Consider the following 21,264-nt stretch of genomic DNA (forward strand, 5'->3'; position numbering starts at 1 on the left):
CCGCTGCCTGAACCTCACGCCGATGGCCGGCGGCGCCAGCTGGCAGCTGCACGGGCCAGGCGGCGCGGTGACGGTGGACCTGGACTGCCGGCTGCAGGCCAACGACGTGCTGGCCAGCCACGTGGCCGCGGTGGCGGGGTTCGGCATCGCCGCCACCGCGGATTTCGTCGCGGCGCAGGCGATCGCGCGTGGCGAACTGGTGCAGGTGCTGCCGCGGTGGACCTTCGCCGACGCCGCCATCCATGCGGTGCACGCCGCGGGCCTGTACGTGCCGGCGCGCGCGCGGGCCTTCATCGACCACATGGCGGCGGTCCTGGCGGAGTACCGCGCGCCGGACTGAGCGCGGGGCGTCACCGGTTCAGAACAGCATGTCGCGCAGCGCCTCCTCCAGCGGCGCCGGCGCGATCCCCAGCAGCCGGGTGGTGTCGCGCGCCTCGATCAGGCGCTGCTCGTAGAACATGTAGCGCATTTCCAGCAGCTCGCGTTGCATGGAGCCGGACGCGGCGAACGCCAGCAGTTCGTCGAAGTCCATGCCGGCCAGCTCCGGCGCGGGGCGGCCGGCCAGCCGCGCCGCGGCGCGGGCCAGCTCACGCAAGGTAAGGTCGTGCGACGGCACGTGCCAGGCGCGGCCCCAGGTGTCCTCGCGGCGGGCCACGGCGGCCAGCGTGCGCGCCACGTCGCCAACGTAGCTCCAGCTGTGCGGCAGATCCACGTCGCCGGTGTAGCGCGCGGCGCCGCCCGCCAGGATCTGCGGCAACACCTGCAGGGTGAAGACCGAAACCGCACCCTTGCCGAAGTAGTCGCTCGCGCGCACTTCTGCCACGGTGGCGCCCGAGTCCAGGGCGTCCAGCCACATGCGTGCCCGCACATGCCCCTTCACGGCAACCGGCCGCATCGGCAGGTCTTCGGTGAAGTTGCCTGCCGGCTGGCCGTAGCCGTAGACGTTGCCCAGCGTCAACAGGCGCGTGCCGGTCCCGCGCACCGCGCGCAACACCGCATCGGCGATCGGCGGGAACTCCTCGGGCCAGCGGTCGTAGGGTGGCATGGTGCAGTTGATCACGGTGGCGGCGCCGTCGAACAGGCGCGTCAGCCCCTGCGCGTCGGTGGCGTCCTGCGCCACGTGGCGAATGCGCGCGTGCGCCGGTGTGCCGCCGCGCCGCGAAGCCAGCAGCACGTGCTCGCCGGCGTCGGCTAGCAGCTGGGCGGTGCGGCTGCCGGTGGGGCCGGCGCCGAGGACGATGTGTGTTGTGTCGGTCATGCGGCATTGGAATGCGCGCACGCACGCGCGTCGCTCACGATCGGCTCGGCCGCGCGCACGTTCGGCGCAATCACCCGTGCGCCGCGGGCTTTCCCGTGCGCGCTAGCATGCCGCCATGCTCCACATGCCCCTCCTCGACATCCAGCTCGCGCGACAGCGCAACCCGCCGGGCGGGCTGCGCCTGCCGCCCATTGCGCAGCATCGGCTGGCCTTGCACCTGAGCGGCAGCACCCCGACCATCTGCCGCGCCACGCAGCGGCCGTTCACCCGCGTGCGCGGCGACATCGACTGGATTCCCGCGACCACCGAGGGCGGCTTCGGCGCCAGCGTGGCCAGCGCCACGCTGGAGATCCGCATTCCTGCCGCACTGGTGGATCAGGTGGCGCAGGCCAGCGGGCTGCCCGCATCGCCCTGCGACGCGCCCCGCCACCTGTTGCGCGACCGGCAGCTCGCGCACCTCGCGCTGGCGCTGGAGGCCGGCGGTGCCGGCGACGGCCTGTTCGCGCGCGGCGTTGCCACGGCGCTGGCGCAGCGGGTGCTGCAGCTGCTGGCCCCGGGACGGGCTGGCACCGCCGCACAGGGCGATCTGCAGCCGGTGCTGCAGTACATCGCGCTGCACCTGGACGGCAACCTGGCGCTGGATCAGCTCGGCCGCGTCGCGGGCATGAGCCGCGCGCAATTGCAGCGCCGCTTCAAGGCGGCGCAGGGCATGCCGGTCCACCGCTACGTGGTGATGCGCCGCACCGAACGCGCGCGCGAGCTGCTGGCGCAGGGCGAGCTTGCGCCGGCACAGGCGGCGCTGGCCGCCGGCTTCGCACACCAGAGCCACATGGCGCGCTGGCTCAAGCGGCTGGCCTGAGGAAAGAAGGCGGCGTCCTTATCTCCCGCGCCGCGGATCGCGCTCGCCCATCTCCGCCGCCAGCGGATCGATGGGCGCGGCCGTCTTCACGCCCTGGAAGGTTTCCACCACGCGGCGCACGATCTCCTTCTGGTCGTCCGGCCACTTGGCCACGCGGTCGGACGACAGGATGCCTTCCAGCGCCGCGACCAGGTGCAGGTGGAACTGCGTCGGGTTCGGGTGCGTCGCAACCAGCGAGGTGATGGCGACGTAGGACGCCGCATGCATCGCGATCAGGTGGCGCACCTCCGTGCGCAGCGCTTCGATGTCTTCGTCCATGCTGCCAGCATACGGCCAGGCGCACCCGCGCGTCCCGGCTTCGCGGCATGATCCCTGCATGAACGGCCCCAAACCCCCATCCGACCCGGCACTGCCGCGCAAGCGCGGCTTCGGGTCCATGCCGCCGCGCAAATACTGGCCGTGGTTCTTCCTCATCCTGGTCGTCAACTACCTGCTGGTGAACTACCTGTTCCCGCAGCCCAACGCGCCGGTCACCGTGCCCTACACCGTGTTCCGCGAACAAGCGGGCGGCGACAACGTCACCGCCATCTACAGCCGGGGCACTGCCATCGAGGGCCGCTTCAAGGCGGCCGTGACCTGGCCGACGGCGCAAGAGGCCAAGCAGGCGGCCTCGGCACCGCAGCGCAACGCGCTCGACCGGCGGTTGCTGCCGCCGTCGCGCACCTCGCTGTACTTCAACACCGAGCTGCCCGCCTTCTTCGACCGCGACCTGGAGTCCTTCCTGGTGCGGCACGGCGTGGAGATCAGCGCCGTGCCGCTGCAGCAGGGTGGCCTGTTCAGCACCTTCCTGTACTTCGGTCCGGCGCTGCTCATCATCGGCTTCTATGTGTGGATGTACCGCCGCGCTTCGCAGGGCGGCGGCATGGGCGGCGGCGTGCTGGGCATCGGGCGCAGCAAGGCCAAGCGCTACGACGCCGGGGCCGACCCCGACAACCGCATCACCTTCAACGACGTGGCCGGCATCGACGAGGCCGAGGCCGAGCTGGTGGAGATCGTCGACTTCCTGAAGGCGCCGGAGAAGTACACGCGCCTGGGCGGAAGCGCCCCCAAGGGCGTGCTGCTGATCGGCTCGCCGGGCACCGGCAAGACGCTGCTGGCCAAGGCGGTGGCCGGCGAAGCCGGCGTGCCCTTTTTCTCGATGAGCGCGGCGGAGTTCGTGGAGATGATCGTCGGCGTGGGCGCGGCGCGCGTGCGCGACCTGTTCAAGCAGGCGCGCGAGAGCGCGCCCGCCATCATCTTCATCGACGAGATCGACGCCATCGGCCGCGCGCGCGGGCAGATCTCCATCGGCGGCAACAGCGAGCAGGAGCAGACGCTGCAGCAGATCCTGACCGAGATGGACGGCTTCAGCGGCCGCGAAGGCATCATCGTGCTGGCCGCCACCAACACGCCCGACGTGCTGGACCGCGCGCTGCTGCGGCCCGGCCGCTTCGACCGCCGCGTGGTGGTCAACCTGCCGGACAAGGCCGGGCGCGAAGCCATCCTGCGCGTGCACGTGCGCAAGGTGCCGCTGCACGCCGACGTCAACCTGGACGAGCTGGCGCAGGCAACGCCGGGCTTCTCGGGCGCGGACCTGAAGAACCTGGCCAACGAGGCCGCGCTGCTGGCCGCGCGCCGCAGCGAGGATTCGGTCAAGCACAAGGATTTCCTGGACGCGCTGGAAAAAATCGTGCTCGGCCCCGAGCGGCCGCTGCTGCTGGGCCCCGAGGACCGCGAGCGCATCGCCTACCACGAGGGCGGCCACGCCGTGTTGGGGCTGGTGGTGGCGGGCGCCGACCCGGTGCACCGCGTGAGCATCGTGCCGCGCGGCCAGGCGCTGGGCGTGACCTACCAGCGGCCGCAGACCGACCGCTACAACTATCCCGAGGCCTACCTGCGCGCGCGCATCGTCGGCATGCTGGGCGGACGCGCGGCCGAGGAGGTGGTGTACGGCACGCGCACCACCGGCGCGGAAAACGACATCGAGCAGGCCACGCAGCTGGCGCGCAACATGGTCACGCGCTGGGGCATGAGCGACGTGCTCGGCATGGTGCAGCTGGCGCCGCGCGACAACGCCTTCCTGCGCGGCTCGTCCGGCTACGGCGGCGGCGACAAGCCGTTCAGCGAGCAGACCGCGGCGCTGATCGACGCGGAGGTGCAGCGCATCATCAACGGCTGCCACGAGGACGCCAAGCGCCTGCTGCGCGAACACCGCGGCGCGCTCGACGCGTTGGTGGCGGCGCTGCTGAAGACCGAGACGCTGTCGGAGCAGGACATCCTGGACGCCACCGGGCTGCCGCCGGCGCCGCTGCTGGAAGGGCGGCCACTGCGCTGAGCCTGTTCCGTGGCGTAGGGCATAGCAGTGCCCCGCGCCTGTAGGGAGCCTCCCACGCGCACAGGTTCGGCGGTCCCGCGTCGCACGCGCAGGAGGGCCCCTGTAATGGCGGCTTCGCGCCATCCTGCGCGACGCCACCAAGGAGCAGCAGCAGTATGAACACCCAGGAACTCAAGCAAGCCATCGACCGTGCCGAGGAAAGCGCGGATGAAGCCAAGCGCGCCGTGCAGGCTGGCTCTGTCCCCGACGAACTGCGCCAGGCCGTCGACGCACTGCACCAGCAGGCGCGCCAGGCCAAGCAGTCCGGCGCGTCCGACGAGAACACGCTGCGCCAGGCCGTGCTGCAGCTCGAGCAGAGCGCCGACCGTGCCAAGCAGGCCTGCAAGAACGCCGGCAGCCAAGTCGACCCGCAGGTCCAGCAGGCCGTGCAGCGCGCGCACGACGCGCTGTCCAGCCTGAAAAAGCAGATCCAGGCCGATTCGCCAGCCTGATGCCAATGCCCGGCTAGAACAAGCCGGGCTGGGCCGGTGCCGCGGCAGCAGTGCGCGCTGCATCGGTGGCGCGCACTTCATCGCCGACGCGGATCGCGCCTGCCGTGAGGATGCGCGCCACCATGCCGCCGTGGCCGCGCATCGCGGCATAGCCGCCGGGGCCGATCTCCTCTTCCATGCGCGAACAGGGGTGGCACGGCCCGACGATTTCGAGCACGGCGTCGCCCACCCGCACCTGGACGTTGCGCAGCGCCACCAGGTTGATCCCCGACACCACCAGGTTGCGCCGCAGGCGCACCGGATCGATTGCGTCCACGCGCGCCAGCCGCGCGATGACGGCGAGGTGCTCGGCCTGGATCAGCGTGACCTGCCGCGCCGCTGTAGACGCTGCGGCGCGCTGGCCCAGCCGGTCGTCGGCCAGGCCGATGCCTGCCAGCGCGACCGTGTGGGCGATGCTGCGCGCCGGCGTGCGCCATGCGCTGCGCACCACGATGGCATCGATGCGCCCAGCGACGTTTGGCGGCGTGTGGAGATCGCGAATCGTCTGCATGGTGGGAGTATCGTGCGACCGACCACCGGAGAACGCCATGGCCGCCGATCCTTCGCACTCTTCGCGCCCCCACGCACGTTCGCGTCCGCTGCTGTCGCGCCGCAGTGCGGCCGCGGCGCTGGTCGTGTTCCCCGCCAGCTGGAGCATTGCACAGCCCGCGCCTGCCGCGCCGCTGCGGCGCACGCCGGCGCAGACCGAAGGCCCGTTCTATCCCGTGGCGCTGCCCGGCGACAGCGACTTCGACCTGCTGCGCAACGGCGCCCGGCACTACGCGCAGGGCCAGCCTGCATGGGTTAGCGGCCAGGTGCTCGACTTGCGTGGCAAGCCGGTGGCCGGCGCGCAGGTGGAGATCTGGCAATGCGACGACGCCGGCCACTACCACCACCCGGGCGACGGCGGCCGTGCCGACCCCGCGTTCCAGGGCTTCGGCCGCGTGACCGCCGGCGCCGGCGGCGCCTACCGCTTTCGCACCATCCGGCCGGTGGCGTACGCCGGCCGCACGCCGCACGTGCACTTCAAGGTGAAGCTGGGGCAGCGCGAACTGCTGACCACGCAGCTGTACGTGCAGGGCGATCCGCGCAACGAGAGCGACGGCGTCTGGCGCCGGCTGCAGCCGCAGGACCGGGCCGTGGTGACGGTGCCCTTCAGCGCCGGGCCCGATGGATTGCAGGCGCGCTTTCCGATCGTCGTCGACGCTTGAGCGCACCGCGGCGCGGCTGAGTCGAAGACGGCCGACAAGCGCCTGCGACCTGGGCTTGCCGCCGCCACGGCCGAACTAGGCGGAAATCAACCCGTCTCCAGCAAAGCTGGAGTTCTTCAACAGCCCGGTACGCGGCTTCGCGCTGCGGCCGGGCATTCACAAGGAGAAGACATGAACGAAGACAAGACGAAGAGCACCGCCACCGGTGCCGTGGTGGGCGGTGTGGCCGGCGGCGTCGCTGGCGGAGCCGCTGCGGGCGCGATGGTCGGCGGCGTGACCGGTCCGGTCGGCGCGGCAGTGGGTGCCGCCATCGGTGCGGTGGCTGGTGCCCTGGCCGGCAGGAAGGCCGACCCGGCCATCGAAGACGCGTACTGGCGCGACAACCACACGAGCCGCCCGTACGTGCGCAGCGGCACCAGCTATGACGAGTACGCGCCTGCGTACCGCTATGGCGCGGAGTCGTACTCGCGCCACGGCGCAAGCCGCTCGTTCGACGACGTCGAGCCGGAACTGGGCCGCAACTGGGCCAGCACGCGCGGCAAGTCCTCGCTGGAGTGGGAACACGCCAAGCACGCCACGCGCGACGGCTGGGAGCGCGTGAGCAACACCGTCGAGCGCGCCATTCCGGGCGACTCGGACGGCGACGGGCGCTAAGCCGAGCTGAAGGCGCGCAAGGGCTTGCCCATGCGCGCAGCATCGAACCAAATGGGCCGCCTCGCGGCCCATTTTTATTGCGGCTCGAGTCCCACCTTCTTCACCAGCGCCGCGTACTTCGCCAGCTCGCGCTTGAACGCGGCCTGCGCTTCCTGCGGCGTGCTGATGGCGATGGTGTTGCCCTGCTTGGCCATGGCTTCCTTCACCGCGGGGTCGGCGAATGCCTGCACCACCGCGTCGTGCACCTTCTTCACCTGCGCGGGCTGCATGTTCTTCGGGCCGATCACCGCGAACCATGCTTCCACCGAGAAGTTGGGCATGCCCTGTTCGGCGAAGGTCGGGATCTCGGGTGCGGCGGCAACGCGCTGCGCGGTCAGCATGCCGATCGGGCGCAGCGCGCCGCTCTTGATGTGCGCCTGCAGGCTGGGCAGCGCGGCGGTGCCGAAGTCCACCTGGCCGCTCAGCATGTCGGTGACCATCGGGCCCACGCCCTTGTAGGGGATGTGCTTGGCGGTGGCGCCGGCCTGGTCCAGCACCAGCTCGGAGGCCAGGTGCAGGATGGTGCCGTTGCCGCCCGAGGCGAAGTTGTACGCGCCCGGCTTGGCCTTCAGCTGCGCGATGAAGTCCTTGGCATTGGTGGCGGATATCTTGCTCGGGTTCACCACCAGCACCATCGGCGTGGCGCCGACCACGGCGATGGGCGTGAAGTCGTTCGGCATGTCGAACGGCAGCGACTTCAGCACGCTTGGGAAGATCACCACGTTGTTCGACACCATCGACAAGGTGGTGCCGTCGGGCGCCGAGCGCGCCAGCGCCTGCAGGCCGACCACGCCGCCCGCGCCGGGCTGGTTGTCCACCACCACCGAGGCGCCGAGCGCCTTGCCCAGCGCCGGCTGCGCGGCGCGCGTGATGGTGTCCACGCCGGAGCCGGTGGCGTTCGGCAGGATGAATTTCACCGTGCCGTCCGCTTGGACGGCCAGCGGCCAGAGGCCGGCGGCGAGCGTTGCGGCCGAGCCGGCCAGCACGGTGCGGCGGGAGAGTGGGTGGCGAAGAGATGTCATGTTTGTCTCCATGATTTTTGAGGAAGGGAAACGGAAAGCGGAAACACGGAAAGCGAAGGTTCGCGATGCAACCGTTCAGGCGACCACGCCGCGGGTGCGCAGCGCCTCGACGTCGCCGTCGGTGTAGCCCAGGCCATGCAGCAGTTCGGCCGTGTGCGCGCCCATCTCCGGCGGGTGCAGGCGCACGCCCAGGCGCTCGCCGGCCATGGTGATGGGCAGCAGCGTGGCCTTGGCGGTCTCGCCGGCCTTCGGGCCGTCGGTCAGGCGCACGTCGGCCAGGCCGCCGGTGGCCTGCAGGTGCGGGTCGTCGAACAGTTCCTCGGGCCTGCGGATCGGCGCGAACGGAAGGCCGCGCTGCTCGAACACGGCCGACAGGTCCGCCGCGCTCCAGGCGGCAAGGCGCGCGCGCAGCTCGGGCATGAGGCGCGCGCGTTCGCGCACGCGGTCGTTGTTGGTGGCGTAGGCCGGTTCGGCATGCAGGTCGGCGAAACCCAGCGCGTCGCAGAAGGTGCGCCACTGCGCGTCGCTCACCGCGGCAAGAAAGATCTGCTCGCCGTCCTTGACGTTGAACACGTCGTACACGCCCCAGGCGGAGATGCGCTCGGGCATCGGCGCGGCCGGCAGGCCGGTGATGGCGTACTGCAGCATGTGCTGGCCGACCAGGAACACGTTGTTCTCGAACAGCGCGCTCTGCACTTCCATCCCCTTGCCGGTGATGCCGCGCTGAACCAGCGCGCCCAGCGCGCCGATGGCGCCGAACATGCCGCCCATGATGTCGTTGACGCTGGTGCCCGCGCGCAGCGGGTCGCCCGGGCGCCCGGTCATGTAGGCCAGCCCGCCCATCATCTGCACCACCTCGTCCAGCGCGGTGCGGTTGTCGTAGGGACCGGGCAAAAAGCCCTTGAGGCTGATGTAGATCAGCCGGTCGTTGGTCTTGGAGAGCGACGCGTGGTCCAGCCCGTATTTCGCCATGGTGCCGGGCTTGAAGTTCTCGGCCACCACGTCGGCGCTGGCGCAGAGTTCGCGCGCGATGCGCGCGCCTTCGGGGCTACGCAGGTCCAGCGCGATGCTCTTCTTGTTGCGGTTGAACATCGGGAAAAAGCCCGAGCCCGCGCCCAGCAGGTGGCGCGTGCGGTCGCCGTCCACCGGCTCGACCTTGATGACCTCGGCGCCCATGTCGGCCAGCACCATGCCGCAGGTCGGCCCCATCACCATGTGGGTGAATTCGACGACGCGCAGGCCCTTCAGCGGCTGGGGCACTTCGCCCTGCAGCGCACCTTCTCCGCTCATGCGGACACCTCTTCGGGCTGGGGGCGCATGGTGCGTGGCAGCCCGGCGCGCCACAGCGAGCCGTGCAGCGTCTCGCCTTCCAGCCAGCCGGCCAGCTGGCCGCGCAGCGCGATCAGCTTGTCGAAGTCCAGGCCGGTCTCCACGCCCATGCTGGCCAGCATGTACGCCAGGTCTTCGGTGGCCACGTTGCCGGATGCGCCGGGCGCGTGCGGGCAGCCGCCCAGCCCGCCCAGGCAGGCGTCGAGCTTGCGGATGCCCATCTGCAGCGCCGCCATGCAGTTGGCCAGGCCCAGGCCGCGCGTGTCGTGGAAGTGCGCGGTGTGGAAACGGTCGCCCGCCACCTTCAGCACCTGCTCGAACAGGCGCGCCACCATGGCCGGGTCGGCATAGCCCACCGTGTCGGCCACGCTGATGCTTTCCACGCCGGCGTCCAGCGCGGCCTGCACCAGGCGCACCACCTCCGAGGACTTCACCTCGCCCTGGATGGTGCAGCCCAGCGCGGTGCTCATGCCCACCTCGATGCGCGTGCGCGAACCGGCGGCGTCGCGCGCCGCGCGGATGCGGCCGAGTTCGGCCACCACCTCGTCGGGCGTCTTGCGCAGGTTGGCCAGGCTGTGCGCGTGGCTGGCCGACAGCGGCACCAGCAGCAGGTCGGCTTCTTCGGCGATGGCGCGCTCGGCGCCCTTGAGGTTGGGCACCAGCACCGAGGCGGTCAGCCCGGGCAATGTCTTGGCAAAGGCCAGCACCTCGGCAGTGTCGGCCAGCTGCGGCATGAGGCGCGCCGGCACGAAGGAGCCGACCTCGATTTCGCGCTGGCCGGCGTCGTAGGCGCCGCGAATCCAGGCCAGCTTGGTGGCGGTGGGCACGACGCGCTGCAGGATCTGCAGGCCGTCGCGCGGGCCGACTTCGCGGATGACGGCCCGTTGGGGCATGGAAGCAAGAATGGAGGGCATGCAGCAAGTTTAGAATTTCCAAACGGACATGTCTTCTCCATGTGAGAACCAACCCGTTCCATTTGGGAATGCCTTTCTTGGGGAATGCCTCCTTGTGCGTGACCTCGACCTGACCACCCTGCGCCTGTTCGTTTCCGTGTGCGAGCTCGGCAATATCGCGCGCGCCGGCGAGCGCGCCAGCATCGTGGGCTCGGCCATCAGCAAGCGGCTGGCCCAGCTGGAAGACCAGGTCGGCACCCGCCTGTTGGTGCGCAAGCGCCATGGCGTGGTTCCCACGGCCGCCGGCAACACGCTGCTGGAGCACGCCCGCGCCATGCTCGACAGCGCGGCGCGCATCGAAAGCGACATGCAGAACTTCGCCACCGGCGCGCGTGGCCAGGTCCGCATCCTGGCTTCCGTATCCGCCATGGCCGAGTCGCTGGCCGACGACGTCGCCGCTTTCCTGCAGCAGCCGGCGCACCGCACCATCCAGGTCGACATGGAAGAGCGCATCAGCCCTGACATCGTGCGCGGCGTGCGCGAGGGCCATGCCTCGCTCGGCGTGTGCTGGGACGCGGCCGACATGGGCGCGCTGCAGTGGCGCCCTTATCGCAGCGACCGCCTGTGCGTGGTGGTGCCGCGGGGCCACCCGCTGGCCGCGCTGCCGTCGCTGCGTTTTGCGCAGACGCTGGACTACGAGCACGTGAGCCTGCCGGTGAACAGCGCCGTGCAGGTGATGCTGCAGCGCCATGCCGCGGCGCGCAACCGCACGCTGCGCCACCGCGTGGTGGTGACCAATTTCGAGGCGGCGCTGCGCGTGGTGCGCGCCGGTCTGGCGGTGAGCCTGGTGCCGCGCGAGGTGGCCGAGCCGAGCGCCGCCGCCCACGGCCTGCAGCTGGTGGCGCTGGCCGAGCCCTGGGCCGAGCGCCGCTTCATCATCTGTTTTCGCGACGAACAGTTGCTCTCGCCCGCGGCCCAGCTGCTGATGGAGCACCTGGCCGCCAGCACCGGCAGCGCCGCCCGGCCATCGGACAAACCAGCGCGACAGGACGCGGCGTCTTAGACTGTCGGGTTGTCCTCCGTCCAGCAGCACCGTCTTCCATGAAGTGGCTCATCATCGCCATCTATGCGGCCTCCATCGCGTGGGTGCATTACCGCGGCCGGGTGCGCCATCGCTGGACGCGCCAAATCTTCGACCATTCGGCCTTCGTCGCGCCGCTCAACGTGCTGATCTACGCGTTCTCGCGCGTGTCCACGCGGCCCTACCCGCCGGTGGAGGCCTGGCCCGACCTGAAGATGCTGGAAGCGAACTGGGAAACCATCCGCGACGAGGCCGAGGCGCTGATCGCGCTGCGCGCCCTCAAGGCTTCGGAGAAGAACGACGACGCCGGCTTCAACAGCTTCTTCAAGGAGGGCTGGAAGCGCTTCTACCTGAAGTGGTACGACGTGGACCCCGGCTCCGCCGCGCGCCTGTGCCCGAAGACGGTGGCGCTGCTGCGCGACGCGCCGTCGGTGAAGGCGGCGCTGTTCGCCGAGCTGCCGCCGGGCAGCAAGCTCAACCCGCACCGCGACCCGTTCGCGGGGTCGCTGCGCTACCACCTGGGGTTGGCCACGCCCAACGACGACCGCTGCCGCATCTACGTGGACGGCGAGATGTACAGCTGGCGCGACGGCCAGGGCGTGGTGTTCGACGAGACCTACATGCACTGGGTGCGCAACGACACCGACCAGCCGCGCCTGATCCTGCTGTGCGACCTGGAGCGGCCGATGCGCTTTCGCTGGGCGCAGGCGTTCAACCGCTTCCTGGCGCGCCGCGTGATGAGCGCGGCCGCCTCGCCCAACGAGGCGGGCGACCGCACCGGCTTCATCAGCAAGCTGTTCCTGGTGTCGTTTTATGCCGGCCAGCAGCGCCGCCGCTTCAAGCAGTGGAACCCCACCGTCTACAAGCTGACCAAGCTGCTGCTGGTCGTGGCGGTGGTGGCGCTGGTGATCTGGGCCTGAGCACGCGGACTACGGAATCGCGCTGTCACAATGCCAGCGCCATGAACCCTTTCGACGAAGAGCGCGAACGCGCGACCTCGCTGGACGACGTGCGGATCCGCCGCGTCCGCCCACTGATCTCCCCCGCCTTGCTGCAGGACGAACTGCCCGCCGACGCCGGCGTGGAGCAGGCGGTTGCCGCCGATCGCCGGGCCATCGCGCGCATCGTGCAGGGCGAGGACCGGCGCCTTCTGGTGGTGGTGGGCCCCTGCTCGATCCACAACGCCGATGAAGCCATGGAATACGCGCGCCGCCTGCGCGCGCTGGCCGACACCGTGCGCGACGAACTGCTGCTGGTGATGCGTGTGTACTTCGAAAAGCCGCGCACCACGGTGGGCTGGAAGGGCTTCATCAACGACCCGTCGCTGGACGGCAGCTTTCGCATCAACGAAGGACTGCGCCTGGCGCGCCGGCTGCTGCTGGACGTGAACAAACTGGGCCTGCCGGTGGCCACCGAGTTCCTGGACCTGCTGTCGCCGCAGTACATCTCCGACCTGATCGCCTGGGGCGCCATCGGCGCGCGCACAACCGAGAGCCCCAGCCACCGGCAGCTGGCCTCCGGTCTGAGCTGCCCGCTGGGGTTCAAGAACGGCACCGACGGGGGCGTGCAGGTCGCCGCCGATGCGCTGGTGGCGGCGCGCGCCTCGCACGCCTTCATGGGCATGACCAAGATGGGGCAGGTGGCGATCTTCGAGACCGAGGGCAACCCCGACAGCCACGTGATCCTGCGCGGCGGCTCGCGCGGGCCGAACTTTTCGGCCGAACACGTGGCGCAGGCCTGCGCCGTGCTGGACAAGGCCGGCGTGAATCCGCGCGTGATGGTGGACTGCTCGCACGCCAACTCCATGAAGGACCCGCAGCGCCAGATTCCGGCCGCGCGCGACGTCGCGGCCCAGGTCGCGGGCGGCGAGCGCCGCATCCTGGGGCTGATGGTGGAGAGCCACCTCAACCCGGGCAAGCAGGACCTCCAGCCCGGCGTGCCGCTGCGCCCGGGCGTGTCGATCACCGACGGCTGCATCGGCTGGGACGACACCGCCGCGGTGATCGACGAGCTCGCGCAGGCGGTGGTGCGCGGGCGCTAGCCGCGCGCGCCTGTCCGCCCGCTTCAGGCGTTCAGCAAGGTCACCGTCAGCGTGTCGCCGTCGTTCACGCCCAGCTCCGGCACCGCGCTGGCCAGGAAGTCGTTGAACGGGAAGGTGTAGACGTCGGTGAAGGCCGCGGCGATCGCGTTGGCCCAGGGGTTGTAGTACGCGTTGGCGGGCTGGATCGCGCTGAACACCTCGGTGGTGGGCGCAGCCATCCAGGCCGAGCTGGGCTGCGCGCCGTATTGCACGCTGCCGACGAAGCCGTAAGCGAAGCCCGCCATCAGGTCGCGCGAGACGGCGGAGAACACGTTGTTGTCGCCGGTGTTGCCGTTCGCGTTGGACGCGGCCGGGATGGACTGGCTGCCGCTGTACGACCAGGCGTAGTTCATCACCGCCAGGTAGATCACCGCGTTGAACCGCGGCCACACCATGGGCGAAGTCATGGTGAAGTCGCCCAGCAGGCTCGACGTGCCTTTGATGGCGAGGGTCTGGCCGTTGTACGTGGCCGAAGTCACCTGGTAGTCCTGCGGCTGAAAGTCCGGCGACGGCGGGTTGCCGATGCCGCTGTAGCTGTTGTCGATCGGAATCGTCTGCGCCGAATCGATGAAGACGCTGGTGAGATAGTTCTGGAAGCTCGCGTACAGCGGCAGCCATGACGGGTTGCCCGCATTGGGGCTGATCACGCGCACGAGGTCGCCGCTGGAATTCTTCACCGTCGTCACCGAGCTGCTGCCGGTGAGCCCGGCCAGGGTCTGCGGCATGGCCGACAGCGCGGCTTGCGACAGCGGCGCGCCGCGCGTCTGCGAGGCCTGCGCCGTGGTGCTGCTCATTTGCAGCGGAATCGAATACCAGTTGATGTAGGTGATGTCGACGTTGGCGCTGGTGGCCGAGCCCGCGAACTCCAGGTACTGGTAGCGCGCCGTGTCGCTGGTGATGGTGTAGGCCGCGTCCACCGGCAGGCTGCCCGAGGTGGGCAGCGTGAGCGCGCTGTCGCTGACGTACATGTGGCCCTGCCAGTCGGTCGGGCCCATGGACACGGTGTTGCCGATGGCCGCCAGGCTGTACGAGGTGCCGTTCGCCAGCGCGCCGACGCCGTTGCCGCCGGTGGCGGCCAGCGCCGGGCCGACCAGCTGGGTGGTGCCGCTCACGACCTCGGTGGCCTGCACGAAGGTGACCCACGGGCTGGCGATGGCCGTGCTGCTGTTGGCGAAGTTGATTGTGTACATTGTTCCCTCCTCTTTGACGGATGATGGCCGCGCGCGCATTGTGCCGCGAATGCATGAGCTGGAGAAGACGATGCCCGACCTGCCCCACAGCCCCGCCGCCGACCGCAACAAGGAGCCGATCCTGGAGGTGCTGCGCTGCGTGTTCGGCACGCGCGGCGCCGCGCTGGAGATCGCCTGCGGCACCGGCCAGCATGCGGTGTTCTTCGCGGCGGCCTTCGCGGGCTGGACCTGGCAGCCCACCGACATGGAGTCGGACCTGTTCCCCGCGATCACCGCCCGCAGCGCGCAGGCTGGCTTGGCGAACGTGCTGCCGCCGCTGCGGCTGGACGTGCTCGCGCCGCAATGGCCGGCGCCGCCCGCGCCAGCGTTCGCGCAGCCGTTAGATGCGGTCTACTGCGCCAACATGCTGCACATCGCGCCGTGGGCCACCTGCTCCGGGTTGATGCGCGGCGCGGCGCGCCACCTGGCACCGGGCGGACTGCTGGTCACCTATGGCCCGTATTTCGAGGACGGCGTGCCGCCCGCGCCAGGCAACCTGGCGTTCGACGAGAGCCTGCGCGCGCGCGATCCCTCCTGGGGCATTCGCCGCCTGGAAGACGTGGCGGATGAAGCCCGGCGCGCCGGCCTTGCGCTGCGCGAGCGCCATGCCCTGCCGGCGAACAACCTGCTGCTGGTGTTCGAAGCCTGAGCAAGGCGCGCCGGCTTACACCGGTTCGTTGCCGCGCGCGGCCTTCACCTGCGCGCGCACGGACTTGGCTTTCAGCCGCCGCTGCTTGGAGCCGAAGGTCGGCTTGGTGGGCTTGCGCGGCGGCTGCACGTGCGCGGCCGCGTCCACCATCTCGGCCAGACGCGCCATCGCGTCGGCGCGGTTCTGCTCCAGGCTGCGCGCCGCCTGCGCCTTGATGACGACCACCCCCTCCTTGGTGATGCGCTGGTCGCGCTGCGCCAGCAGCTTGTGCTTGACGTGCGCCGGCAGCGACGAGGCCCGGATGTCGAAGCGCAGGTGCACCGCGTTCGATACCTTGTTGACGTTCTGCCCGCCCGGCCCCTGGGCGCGGATGGCGCTGAACTCGATCTCATGCTCGGGGACGGTGATCCGCATGGCGGCATTGTGCGGCCTTCGCGCGACGCGAGGACCGCCCGCGCCAAGCGCACATGGACGCCGCGCGCCATCCGGCGGAGACTTCGCGCCATGGCTTTCGCGACAGACAACAACCCGACAACATCATCATCATCCGCGCTGAGCGCCGCTCCAGCGGCGCTCAGCGGCCTCAAGGTCCTCGAACTCGGCCAACTCATCGCCGGGCCGTTCGCCGCCAAGACGCTGGCCGATTTCGGCGCCGAGGTCGTCAAGATCGAACCGCCCGCGGCCGGGGACCCGCTGCGCAACTGGCGGCTGCTGAAGGACGGCACCTCGGTCTGGTGGCAGGTGCAGTCGCGCAACAAGCGCTCGCTGGCGCTCGACTTGCGCGACCCCGCGGGCCAGGAGATCGTGCGCACGCTGGCCGCCGAGGCCGACGTGCTGATCGAGAACTTCCGCCCCGGCGCGATGGAACGCTGGGGCCTGGGCCCCGACACCTTGCTGGAGCGCAACCCGCGCCTGATCGTGCTGCGCATCAGCGGCTACGGCCAGACCGGGCCGTACCGCGACCGGCCCGGCTTCGGCATCGTGGCCGAGGCCATGGGCGGGCTGCGCCACCTTACCGGCGAGCCGGGGCGGGTGCCGGTGCGCGTGGGCGTCAGCATCGGCGACACGCTGGCCGCGCTGCACGGCGTGATCGGCATCCTGCTGGCGCTGCAGCACCGCCACGCCACCGGCGAGGGCCAGGTGATCGACGTGGCGCTGTACGAAGCGGTGTTCAACTGCATGGAAAGCCTGCTGCCCGAGTACAGCGCCTTCGGCGCGGTGCGCGGCGCGGCCGGCAGCGCCCTGCCCGGCATCGCGCCGACCAACGCCTACCGCTGCGCGGACGGCAGCCACGCGCTTATCGCCGGCAACGGCGACAGCATCTTCCGCCGGCTGATGGCGCTGATCGGCCGGCCCGACCTGGCGGCCGACCCCGCGCTGGCCGACAACGCCGGCCGCGTCGTGCGCGCGGCCGAGCTGGATGCGGCCATCGGCGCATGGACGGCGCAGCACGGCGTCGACGCGGTGCTGCAGGCGCTGGCCGCGGCCTCGGTGCCCGCCGGGCGCATCTACACCGTGGCCGACATTGCGGCCGACCCGCACTACGCCGCGCGCGGCATGCTGGCGCAGGTGCGCATGGACGACGGCAGCCTGCTGGCCGTGCCGGGCGTGGTGCCCAAGCTCTCGCGCACGCCCGGCGGCCACCGGCGCAACGCGCCCGCACTGGGCCAGGATTCCGACGCCGTGCTGCGCGAGATCGGCCTCACGCCGCGGCAGATCCAGGCGTTGAAGGACCGGGGCATCGTGGGCGGGGGCGCGGCGTGATGTTGGCGTGCGGCGTCTTCATGGCGCATGGCCATCGCCATCGAGCGAGCCGTCTCCCAGGCCTGCCGATTGCATGGGTTCCGTCGAAGTACGACGCAGGCTTGGACTGCGCTGCGCCCAAAGAAAGGTGCCGACGAGGGCCGCCCCCAGCACGGGCACGGTCCATACCAGGACCGCTTGTGCCACGATTTGTGCGCGGCTGAAAATTCCGCTGCGCGCCACCGTGATGCAAACAGCGGCGTTCACGCCCACCAGCAGCATGGCTGCGGCCCAAAGCACTTGGTGCGGACCAGGATCGCTCAGCGTCATGCGGTGCCTTGGGGTTGGGTGGAGCGGCAGCCATCGAGTCGGCGAAGCGCCGGGGAAACAGACCAGAGATTCGCCAGCAACTGCCGCTCCGAAAGAGCGCGCGACGTGTTCTTCATTCCTCACGGAGCGCACGGGAATTCTGCATTCGGCAGCTCCAAAGGCGATGTACGGCAACGCACAGACGAACGGTTGAGCCGTGCCTATTCTTGCCTTCGTACTGCGCCGCTTGTAAATTTTTCCAGGGGGCGAGCAGTCGCTGAATAAAGCTTCAACATGAAAACGTATGCTATGGTTCTGGTCGCTTCCTCGCTCGCCCTCACGCTGGTGGCCTGCCAGCGCGATGTCGTTGTCGCCCCCCCGGTGGTGACCAACGTTCCCGTCCCCGGCCCGGCAGGCACGCCCGGCGCCACGGGTGCTGCCGGCACAACAGGCACCACCGGCATGACGGGCAATACCGGCAATACCGGCAGCACGGGCAGCACGGGATCGACCGGCAGCACCGGCTACACCGGTAGCACGGGCGCCACGGGAGCCACCGGTGGCGCGGGCGCGACCGGTGCCACCGGTTCGACGGGCGACACCGGCGCGACCGGCACCACGGGCGACACCGGCGCGACCGGCCAGCGTGGGCGCACCGGCGACACCGTGGTGGTGGTGCCGGCCCCCGCACGCTGATCAACTCGACAGCAGCGGCGCGCGCGCCGCACGTGAAGAAGGCCCTGCATGCAGGGCCTTTTTTGTAGCACGCGCTAAATGGCTCCGCCGTTCACGCCGGTTCAGCGGCCGGCTGGCGCAGGCGCTGGCGGATGGCGCCCACCAGCTCGGCCAGGGACGGCTCCAGCGCGCGCAGGCGGTCCTGCACGACCATGAGCGGCTCTGATGTGCGCAGCGCCTCCTCGAGGCTGGCGGCCAGCCGCTGCACCTCGCCCGCGCCGATATTCGCCGCGGCCGACTTCAGGGTGTGCGCCAGCCGCCCGGCGGCCACCATGTCGCCGCCCGCGAGTGCGTCGTGCACCTGTGCCGGCACGTTGGCCTGGCTGTGGGCGAATCGGGCCGCGATGGTGCGATAGAGCTTCTCGTTGCCGCAGCTCACGGCCAGGCCGCGGGACACGTCCAGGCCGGCGATGCAGCAGAACGGAGTGGCCGGACCCTGCCCGGCACCGGCGCGCGCAGGCACGGCCGCCGCGATCGGCTGCAGCGGCGCGATCCAGCGCAGCAGCGCGGTCCACACCGCGGCCGGGTCGATCGGCTTGATGACGGTGTCGTTCATGCCCGCTTCCAGGCAGCTGCGCAAATCCTGCTCCATCGCATTTGCCGTCATCGCCACGATGGGCAGCCTGTCCAGGCCGGCGATCTTGCGCAGCTCGCGGGTGGCTGTGAGCCCGTCCATCACCGGCATCTGCATGTCCATGAAGACGAGGTCGTAGCCGCCGGTGCGCACCTTCTGCAGGGCTACCGCGCCGTTCTCGGCGATGTCCACCTTCAGGCCGGCGTCCTCCAGGAGCGCCTGGGCGACCATCTGGTTGATGTCGTTGTCCTCCACCAGCAGGATCCGCGCCCCGCGGATCGCGGCCAGTCCGGGCGGCAGTGCATCGCCTTGCTCCGGCCCCGGGCCGCTGCTGCCCTGGTCAGCCTCGACCAGCTCCTGCGCACGCTGGCGCGCTAGCCCCACGCGCGCGGTGAACCAGAACGAGCTGCCGCGGCCCAGCTCGCTTTCCACGCCCGCGGTGCCGCCCATCAGCTCGGCCAGCCTCTTGCTGATCGCCAGGCCCAGGCCGGTGCCGCCGAAGCGGCGCGTGGTGGAGCCGTCGGCCTGCGAGAAATTGCGGAACAGCCTGCCCATCTGCTCGCCCGTGAGGCCGATTCCGCTGTCGCGCACGCGAAACTCCAGCACCGTTTCCGCCTCGTCGGCTTCCAGCGGGCGGACACAGATGGCCACCTCGCCCGCTTCGGTGAACTTGACCGCGTTGTTGGCCAGGTTCAGCAGGACTTGCCCGAGCCGGATGGGGTCGCCGATCAGGCGGCGCGGCACGCGGGGATCCAGTTCCACCAGCAAAGCAAGCCCTTTTTGCTGCGCGACGCTGCCGATCAGGCTGCAGGTGGTTTCTAGAAGCTGCGCGACGTCGAACTCCACGAATTCCAGGTCCAGCTTGCCGGCTTCCACCTTGGACAGATCGAGGATGTCGTTGATCACCCGCAGCAGGTGCTGGCCGGCGGCCTGGACCTTTTCGATGTAGTCGCGCTGCCTGGGCGTGAGCTCCGTCTTCAGGCTCAGATGCGACAGGCCGATGATCGCGTTCATCGGCGTGCGGATCTCGTGGCTCATGTTGGCCAGGAATTCCGACTTGGCGCGGGTGGCCTCCTCGGCGTCTTCCTTGGCCGCACGCAGCTCCTCTTCCACCTGCTTGCGGTCGGTGATGTCCCGTCCGCTGCTCAGCACGCCGATCGGCGTGCCCTGGTCGTCGCACAAGGGCGTGACGACACTTTCGAACAGGCGGCGCCTGCCGTCATGGACGGACTCCACCCAGTACTCCCCCCGGTCCGGCTGCAGCGTCTGCAGCACGTGCTCGTCGCGCTGCCGGATCCGCGCGATCCGGTCGGGCGTGAAAGGCATCTCGTCCACGGTCTTGCCGGCGACCTCCTCCTGGCGCAGGCCGGCATGCTCGGCATACGCGCGATTGCATCCCAGGTAGCGTCCCTGCAGGTCCTTGTAGTAAACCCCGTCGCTCATCGAGTCGACGATGGCCTTGAGCAGCTGCTGCTGGCACTCCTTTTCGCGCCGCGCCGCCTTTTCCTGCGAGATGTCCTTCAGGTTGACGACGTAGACGGCGCTGCCGTCCTGTTCGGTGAGAAAGACGGCCAGCTCCACATCGCGTACGGCGCCGTCCTTGCGCCGGTGGGTGAGCTCCAGCCGGGTGATGCGCCCGGCCGCCGTCTCCTCCAGCAGCAGTTGCTTTTGCTCCGGCCGCAGCGCCATGCGCAACTGTTGCATGGACAGCTGCAACAGCTCCTCGAGCGAATAGCCCAGGTGCTGGCACATCGCCGGATTGGCATAAGTGATCTTCGCGGTGTCCCGCTGGATCCAGAGCATCGGCGGAGAGTTGTCCAGCACGCGGCCGTTGAATGCCATCGCGCGCTCGTGCAGCACCTGCCGGGTGACCTCCCGCCAGGCGATCACATGCCCCTGTGGCCTTTCACGGGAAAACTGCTGGCGCGCCAGGCGCTCGAAGATCCTGCCGTCCTTGAACTCAATGAGCGCGCGGGTGTTGTCGCCCGGCCGCTCCTCGAGCGTCCTGATCAGGTTCCAGTACGCCTGGGGATCCGCCAGGCGCGAGGCGATCAGCTCCCGAATGGTCTGCGCATCGATGCTGCGCGCATGCTCCTCGGGCACGCCCCAGATGTCCGCGGCGCGCACGTTGAAGAAAATCGACCCATCCGGGCGAATGGCCAGAATGGCGTCCGAGCTGGCATCCAGAGTGGCCTGCAGCAGGTCGTTCGCCGCGAGCGAGTCCGCAAGGGCGGCCTGCGCCGCCAGCAAGCTTGCCTGCAGGCGGGACACCTCCGCGGCGGGGCACGATTGCGGCATGTTGCTGTTCATGAAGCTGTTTGACACGACGGCGCCGCCGTACGGAAAGCAACAGAATACGCAAGAGGCACGGCGTGGACTTAAGCGATTTGCCTACGGCCACAGGTTAACCTTGGAGCCATGCTCCGCTACCAAACCATCCCCGTCACCGCCTTCGCGCAGAACTGTTCCATCGTCTGGGACGAAGACACGCGCCGCGCGGCGATCATCGATCCGGGTGGCGACATCGACGTGCTGGTCGACGCCGCCGCGAAGCTGGGCGTCACGCTCGAGCAGATCTGGCTCACGCATGCGCACATCGACCATGCGGGCGCCACCGCCGAACTGGCCGAGCAGCTCAAGCTGCCGATCACCGGGCCGCATCCGGGCGACCAGTTCTGGATCGACCTGCTGCCGC

23 protein-coding genes are annotated in these 21,264 nt (G+C 70.1%); 13 read left to right on the forward strand and 10 right to left on the reverse strand.

Going from position 1 to position 21,264, the window contains the following annotated elements; all coding sequences use genetic code 11:
* A partial coding sequence (locus tag H0U68_RS15410; RefSeq protein ID WP_296357121.1) for a LysR substrate-binding domain-containing protein occupies window positions 1-340 on the forward strand: 340 nt, incomplete at its 5' end.
* 18 nt (window positions 341-358) lie between these two features.
* Here the strand turns inward: H0U68_RS15410 and H0U68_RS15415 are convergent.
* A complete protein-coding gene (locus H0U68_RS15415) occupies window positions 359-1,258 on the reverse strand; it encodes an NAD-dependent epimerase/dehydratase family protein (RefSeq protein WP_296357122.1) in 900 nt (299 codons plus the stop codon).
* Window positions 1,259-1,382: 124 nt separating this feature from the next.
* Here H0U68_RS15415 and H0U68_RS15420 point away from each other — a divergent pair, with 124 nt between their 5' ends.
* Window positions 1,383-2,117: an AraC family transcriptional regulator gene (locus H0U68_RS15420; protein ID WP_296357124.1), complete on the forward strand. Its 735-nt coding sequence runs from the start codon at window positions 1,383-1,385 to the stop codon at window positions 2,115-2,117.
* Window positions 2,118-2,135: 18 nt separating this feature from the next.
* Here the strand turns inward: H0U68_RS15420 and H0U68_RS15425 are convergent, their stop codons facing one another.
* Entirely contained in the window at window positions 2,136-2,435 is a 300-nt protein-coding gene (locus H0U68_RS15425; protein WP_296357126.1) for a hypothetical protein, read from the reverse strand.
* Window positions 2,436-2,493: 58 nt separating this feature from the next.
* Between H0U68_RS15425 and ftsH the strand changes: the two genes are divergently transcribed.
* Together ftsH and H0U68_RS15435 are read left to right on the forward strand one after the other, a co-directional pair.
* Entirely contained in the window at window positions 2,494-4,491 is a 1,998-nt protein-coding gene (gene ftsH, locus H0U68_RS15430; RefSeq protein WP_296357128.1) for an ATP-dependent zinc metalloprotease FtsH, read from the forward strand.
* 155 nt (window positions 4,492-4,646) lie between these two features.
* On the forward strand, window positions 4,647-4,982 hold the full coding sequence (locus H0U68_RS15435; RefSeq protein ID WP_296357130.1) for a hypothetical protein: 336 nt from the start codon (window positions 4,647-4,649) through the stop codon (window positions 4,980-4,982).
* Window positions 4,983-4,995: 13 nt separating this feature from the next.
* Here the strand turns inward: H0U68_RS15435 and H0U68_RS15440 are convergent, their stop codons facing one another.
* Window positions 4,996-5,532, reverse strand: coding sequence for an MOSC domain-containing protein (locus tag H0U68_RS15440; protein ID WP_296357132.1), 537 nt, complete (start codon window positions 5,530-5,532; stop codon window positions 4,996-4,998).
* A gap of 37 nt (window positions 5,533-5,569) precedes the next feature.
* Between H0U68_RS15440 and H0U68_RS15445 the strand changes: the two genes are divergently transcribed.
* Together H0U68_RS15445 and H0U68_RS15450 are read left to right on the forward strand one after the other, a co-directional pair.
* Window positions 5,570-6,232 carry a protocatechuate 3,4-dioxygenase gene (locus tag H0U68_RS15445; protein ID WP_296357135.1) on the forward strand — a complete coding sequence of 221 codons (663 nt, stop codon included), beginning with the start codon at window positions 5,570-5,572 and terminating at the stop codon, window positions 6,230-6,232.
* A gap of 171 nt (window positions 6,233-6,403) precedes the next feature.
* Window positions 6,404-6,886: a glycine zipper domain-containing protein gene (locus tag H0U68_RS15450; protein ID WP_296357136.1), complete on the forward strand. Its 483-nt coding sequence runs from the start codon at window positions 6,404-6,406 to the stop codon at window positions 6,884-6,886.
* A 74-nt stretch (window positions 6,887-6,960) separates the two neighbouring features.
* On the opposite strand, the gene H0U68_RS15455 is transcribed toward H0U68_RS15450, so the two are convergent.
* The 3 genes from H0U68_RS15455 to H0U68_RS15465 all read right to left on the reverse strand — a co-directional run bounded on the left by H0U68_RS15455 (window position 6,961) and on the right by H0U68_RS15465 (window position 10,190).
* Entirely contained in the window at window positions 6,961-7,947 is a 987-nt protein-coding gene (locus tag H0U68_RS15455; protein ID WP_296357138.1) for a tripartite tricarboxylate transporter substrate binding protein, read from the reverse strand.
* A gap of 75 nt (window positions 7,948-8,022) precedes the next feature.
* Window positions 8,023-9,237 carry a CaiB/BaiF CoA-transferase family protein gene (locus H0U68_RS15460; protein WP_296357140.1) on the reverse strand — a complete coding sequence of 405 codons (1,215 nt, stop codon included), beginning with the start codon at window positions 9,235-9,237 and terminating at the stop codon, window positions 8,023-8,025.
* Window positions 9,234-10,190 (reverse strand): hydroxymethylglutaryl-CoA lyase, encoded by a 957-nt coding sequence (locus H0U68_RS15465; RefSeq protein WP_296357142.1) that lies wholly within the window; start codon window positions 10,188-10,190, stop codon window positions 9,234-9,236. The genes H0U68_RS15460 and H0U68_RS15465 overlap by 4 nt, the downstream gene beginning before the upstream one ends.
* Window positions 10,191-10,284: 94 nt before the next feature.
* Between H0U68_RS15465 and H0U68_RS15470 the strand changes: the two genes are divergently transcribed.
* The 3 genes from H0U68_RS15470 to H0U68_RS15480 are packed head-to-tail and all read left to right on the forward strand — an operon-like array spanning window position 10,285 to window position 13,291.
* A complete protein-coding gene (locus tag H0U68_RS15470; RefSeq protein ID WP_296357145.1) occupies window positions 10,285-11,232 on the forward strand; it encodes a LysR family transcriptional regulator in 948 nt (315 codons plus the stop codon).
* Window positions 11,233-11,270: 38 nt separating this feature from the next.
* Window positions 11,271-12,170: an aspartyl/asparaginyl beta-hydroxylase domain-containing protein gene (locus H0U68_RS15475; protein ID WP_296357147.1), complete on the forward strand. Its 900-nt coding sequence runs from the start codon at window positions 11,271-11,273 to the stop codon at window positions 12,168-12,170.
* 41 nt (window positions 12,171-12,211) lie between these two features.
* The gene (locus H0U68_RS15480; RefSeq protein ID WP_296357148.1) at window positions 12,212-13,291 is read left to right on the forward strand and encodes a 3-deoxy-7-phosphoheptulonate synthase; all 1,080 of its coding nucleotides are present in this window, start codon (window positions 12,212-12,214) and stop codon (window positions 13,289-13,291) included.
* Between the two features lie 23 nt (window positions 13,292-13,314).
* On the opposite strand, the gene H0U68_RS15485 is transcribed toward H0U68_RS15480, so the two are convergent.
* Window positions 13,315-14,520: a hypothetical protein gene (locus H0U68_RS15485; RefSeq protein WP_296357150.1), complete on the reverse strand. Its 1,206-nt coding sequence runs from the start codon at window positions 14,518-14,520 to the stop codon at window positions 13,315-13,317.
* 70 nt (window positions 14,521-14,590) lie between these two features.
* On the opposite strand from H0U68_RS15485, the gene H0U68_RS15490 reads away from it, so the two are divergent.
* Window positions 14,591-15,208 (forward strand): DUF938 domain-containing protein, encoded by a 618-nt coding sequence (locus H0U68_RS15490; protein WP_296357152.1) that lies wholly within the window; start codon window positions 14,591-14,593, stop codon window positions 15,206-15,208.
* A 15-nt stretch (window positions 15,209-15,223) separates the two neighbouring features.
* Here H0U68_RS15490 and arfB read toward each other — a convergent pair whose 3' ends face one another.
* On the reverse strand, window positions 15,224-15,622 hold the full coding sequence (gene arfB, locus H0U68_RS15495; protein WP_296357154.1) for an alternative ribosome rescue aminoacyl-tRNA hydrolase ArfB: 399 nt from the start codon (window positions 15,620-15,622) through the stop codon (window positions 15,224-15,226).
* A 90-nt stretch (window positions 15,623-15,712) separates the two neighbouring features.
* Between arfB and H0U68_RS15500 the strand changes: the two genes are divergently transcribed.
* A complete protein-coding gene (locus tag H0U68_RS15500) occupies window positions 15,713-16,972 on the forward strand; it encodes a CaiB/BaiF CoA-transferase family protein (RefSeq protein ID WP_296357156.1) in 1,260 nt (419 codons plus the stop codon).
* 18 nt (window positions 16,973-16,990) lie between these two features.
* On the opposite strand, the gene H0U68_RS15505 is transcribed toward H0U68_RS15500, so the two are convergent.
* A complete protein-coding gene (locus H0U68_RS15505; protein WP_296357158.1) occupies window positions 16,991-17,281 on the reverse strand; it encodes a hypothetical protein in 291 nt (96 codons plus the stop codon).
* A 273-nt stretch (window positions 17,282-17,554) separates the two neighbouring features.
* On the opposite strand from H0U68_RS15505, the gene H0U68_RS15510 reads away from it, so the two are divergent.
* A complete protein-coding gene (locus tag H0U68_RS15510) occupies window positions 17,555-17,956 on the forward strand; it encodes a hypothetical protein (protein ID WP_296357160.1) in 402 nt (133 codons plus the stop codon).
* Between the two features lie 91 nt (window positions 17,957-18,047).
* Here the strand turns inward: H0U68_RS15510 and H0U68_RS15515 are convergent, their stop codons facing one another.
* Window positions 18,048-20,879 (reverse strand): PAS domain S-box protein, encoded by a 2,832-nt coding sequence (locus H0U68_RS15515; protein ID WP_296357162.1) that lies wholly within the window; start codon window positions 20,877-20,879, stop codon window positions 18,048-18,050.
* A 108-nt stretch (window positions 20,880-20,987) separates the two neighbouring features.
* Here H0U68_RS15515 and H0U68_RS15520 point away from each other — a divergent pair.
* The coding region (locus tag H0U68_RS15520) for an MBL fold metallo-hydrolase (RefSeq protein WP_296357164.1) at window positions 20,988-21,264 on the forward strand (277 nt) is incomplete at its 3' end.

Origin of the sequence: Ramlibacter sp., assembly GCF_013697775.1 — a bacterium.
Classification (GTDB): domain Bacteria; phylum Pseudomonadota; class Gammaproteobacteria; order Burkholderiales; family Burkholderiaceae_C; genus Ramlibacter.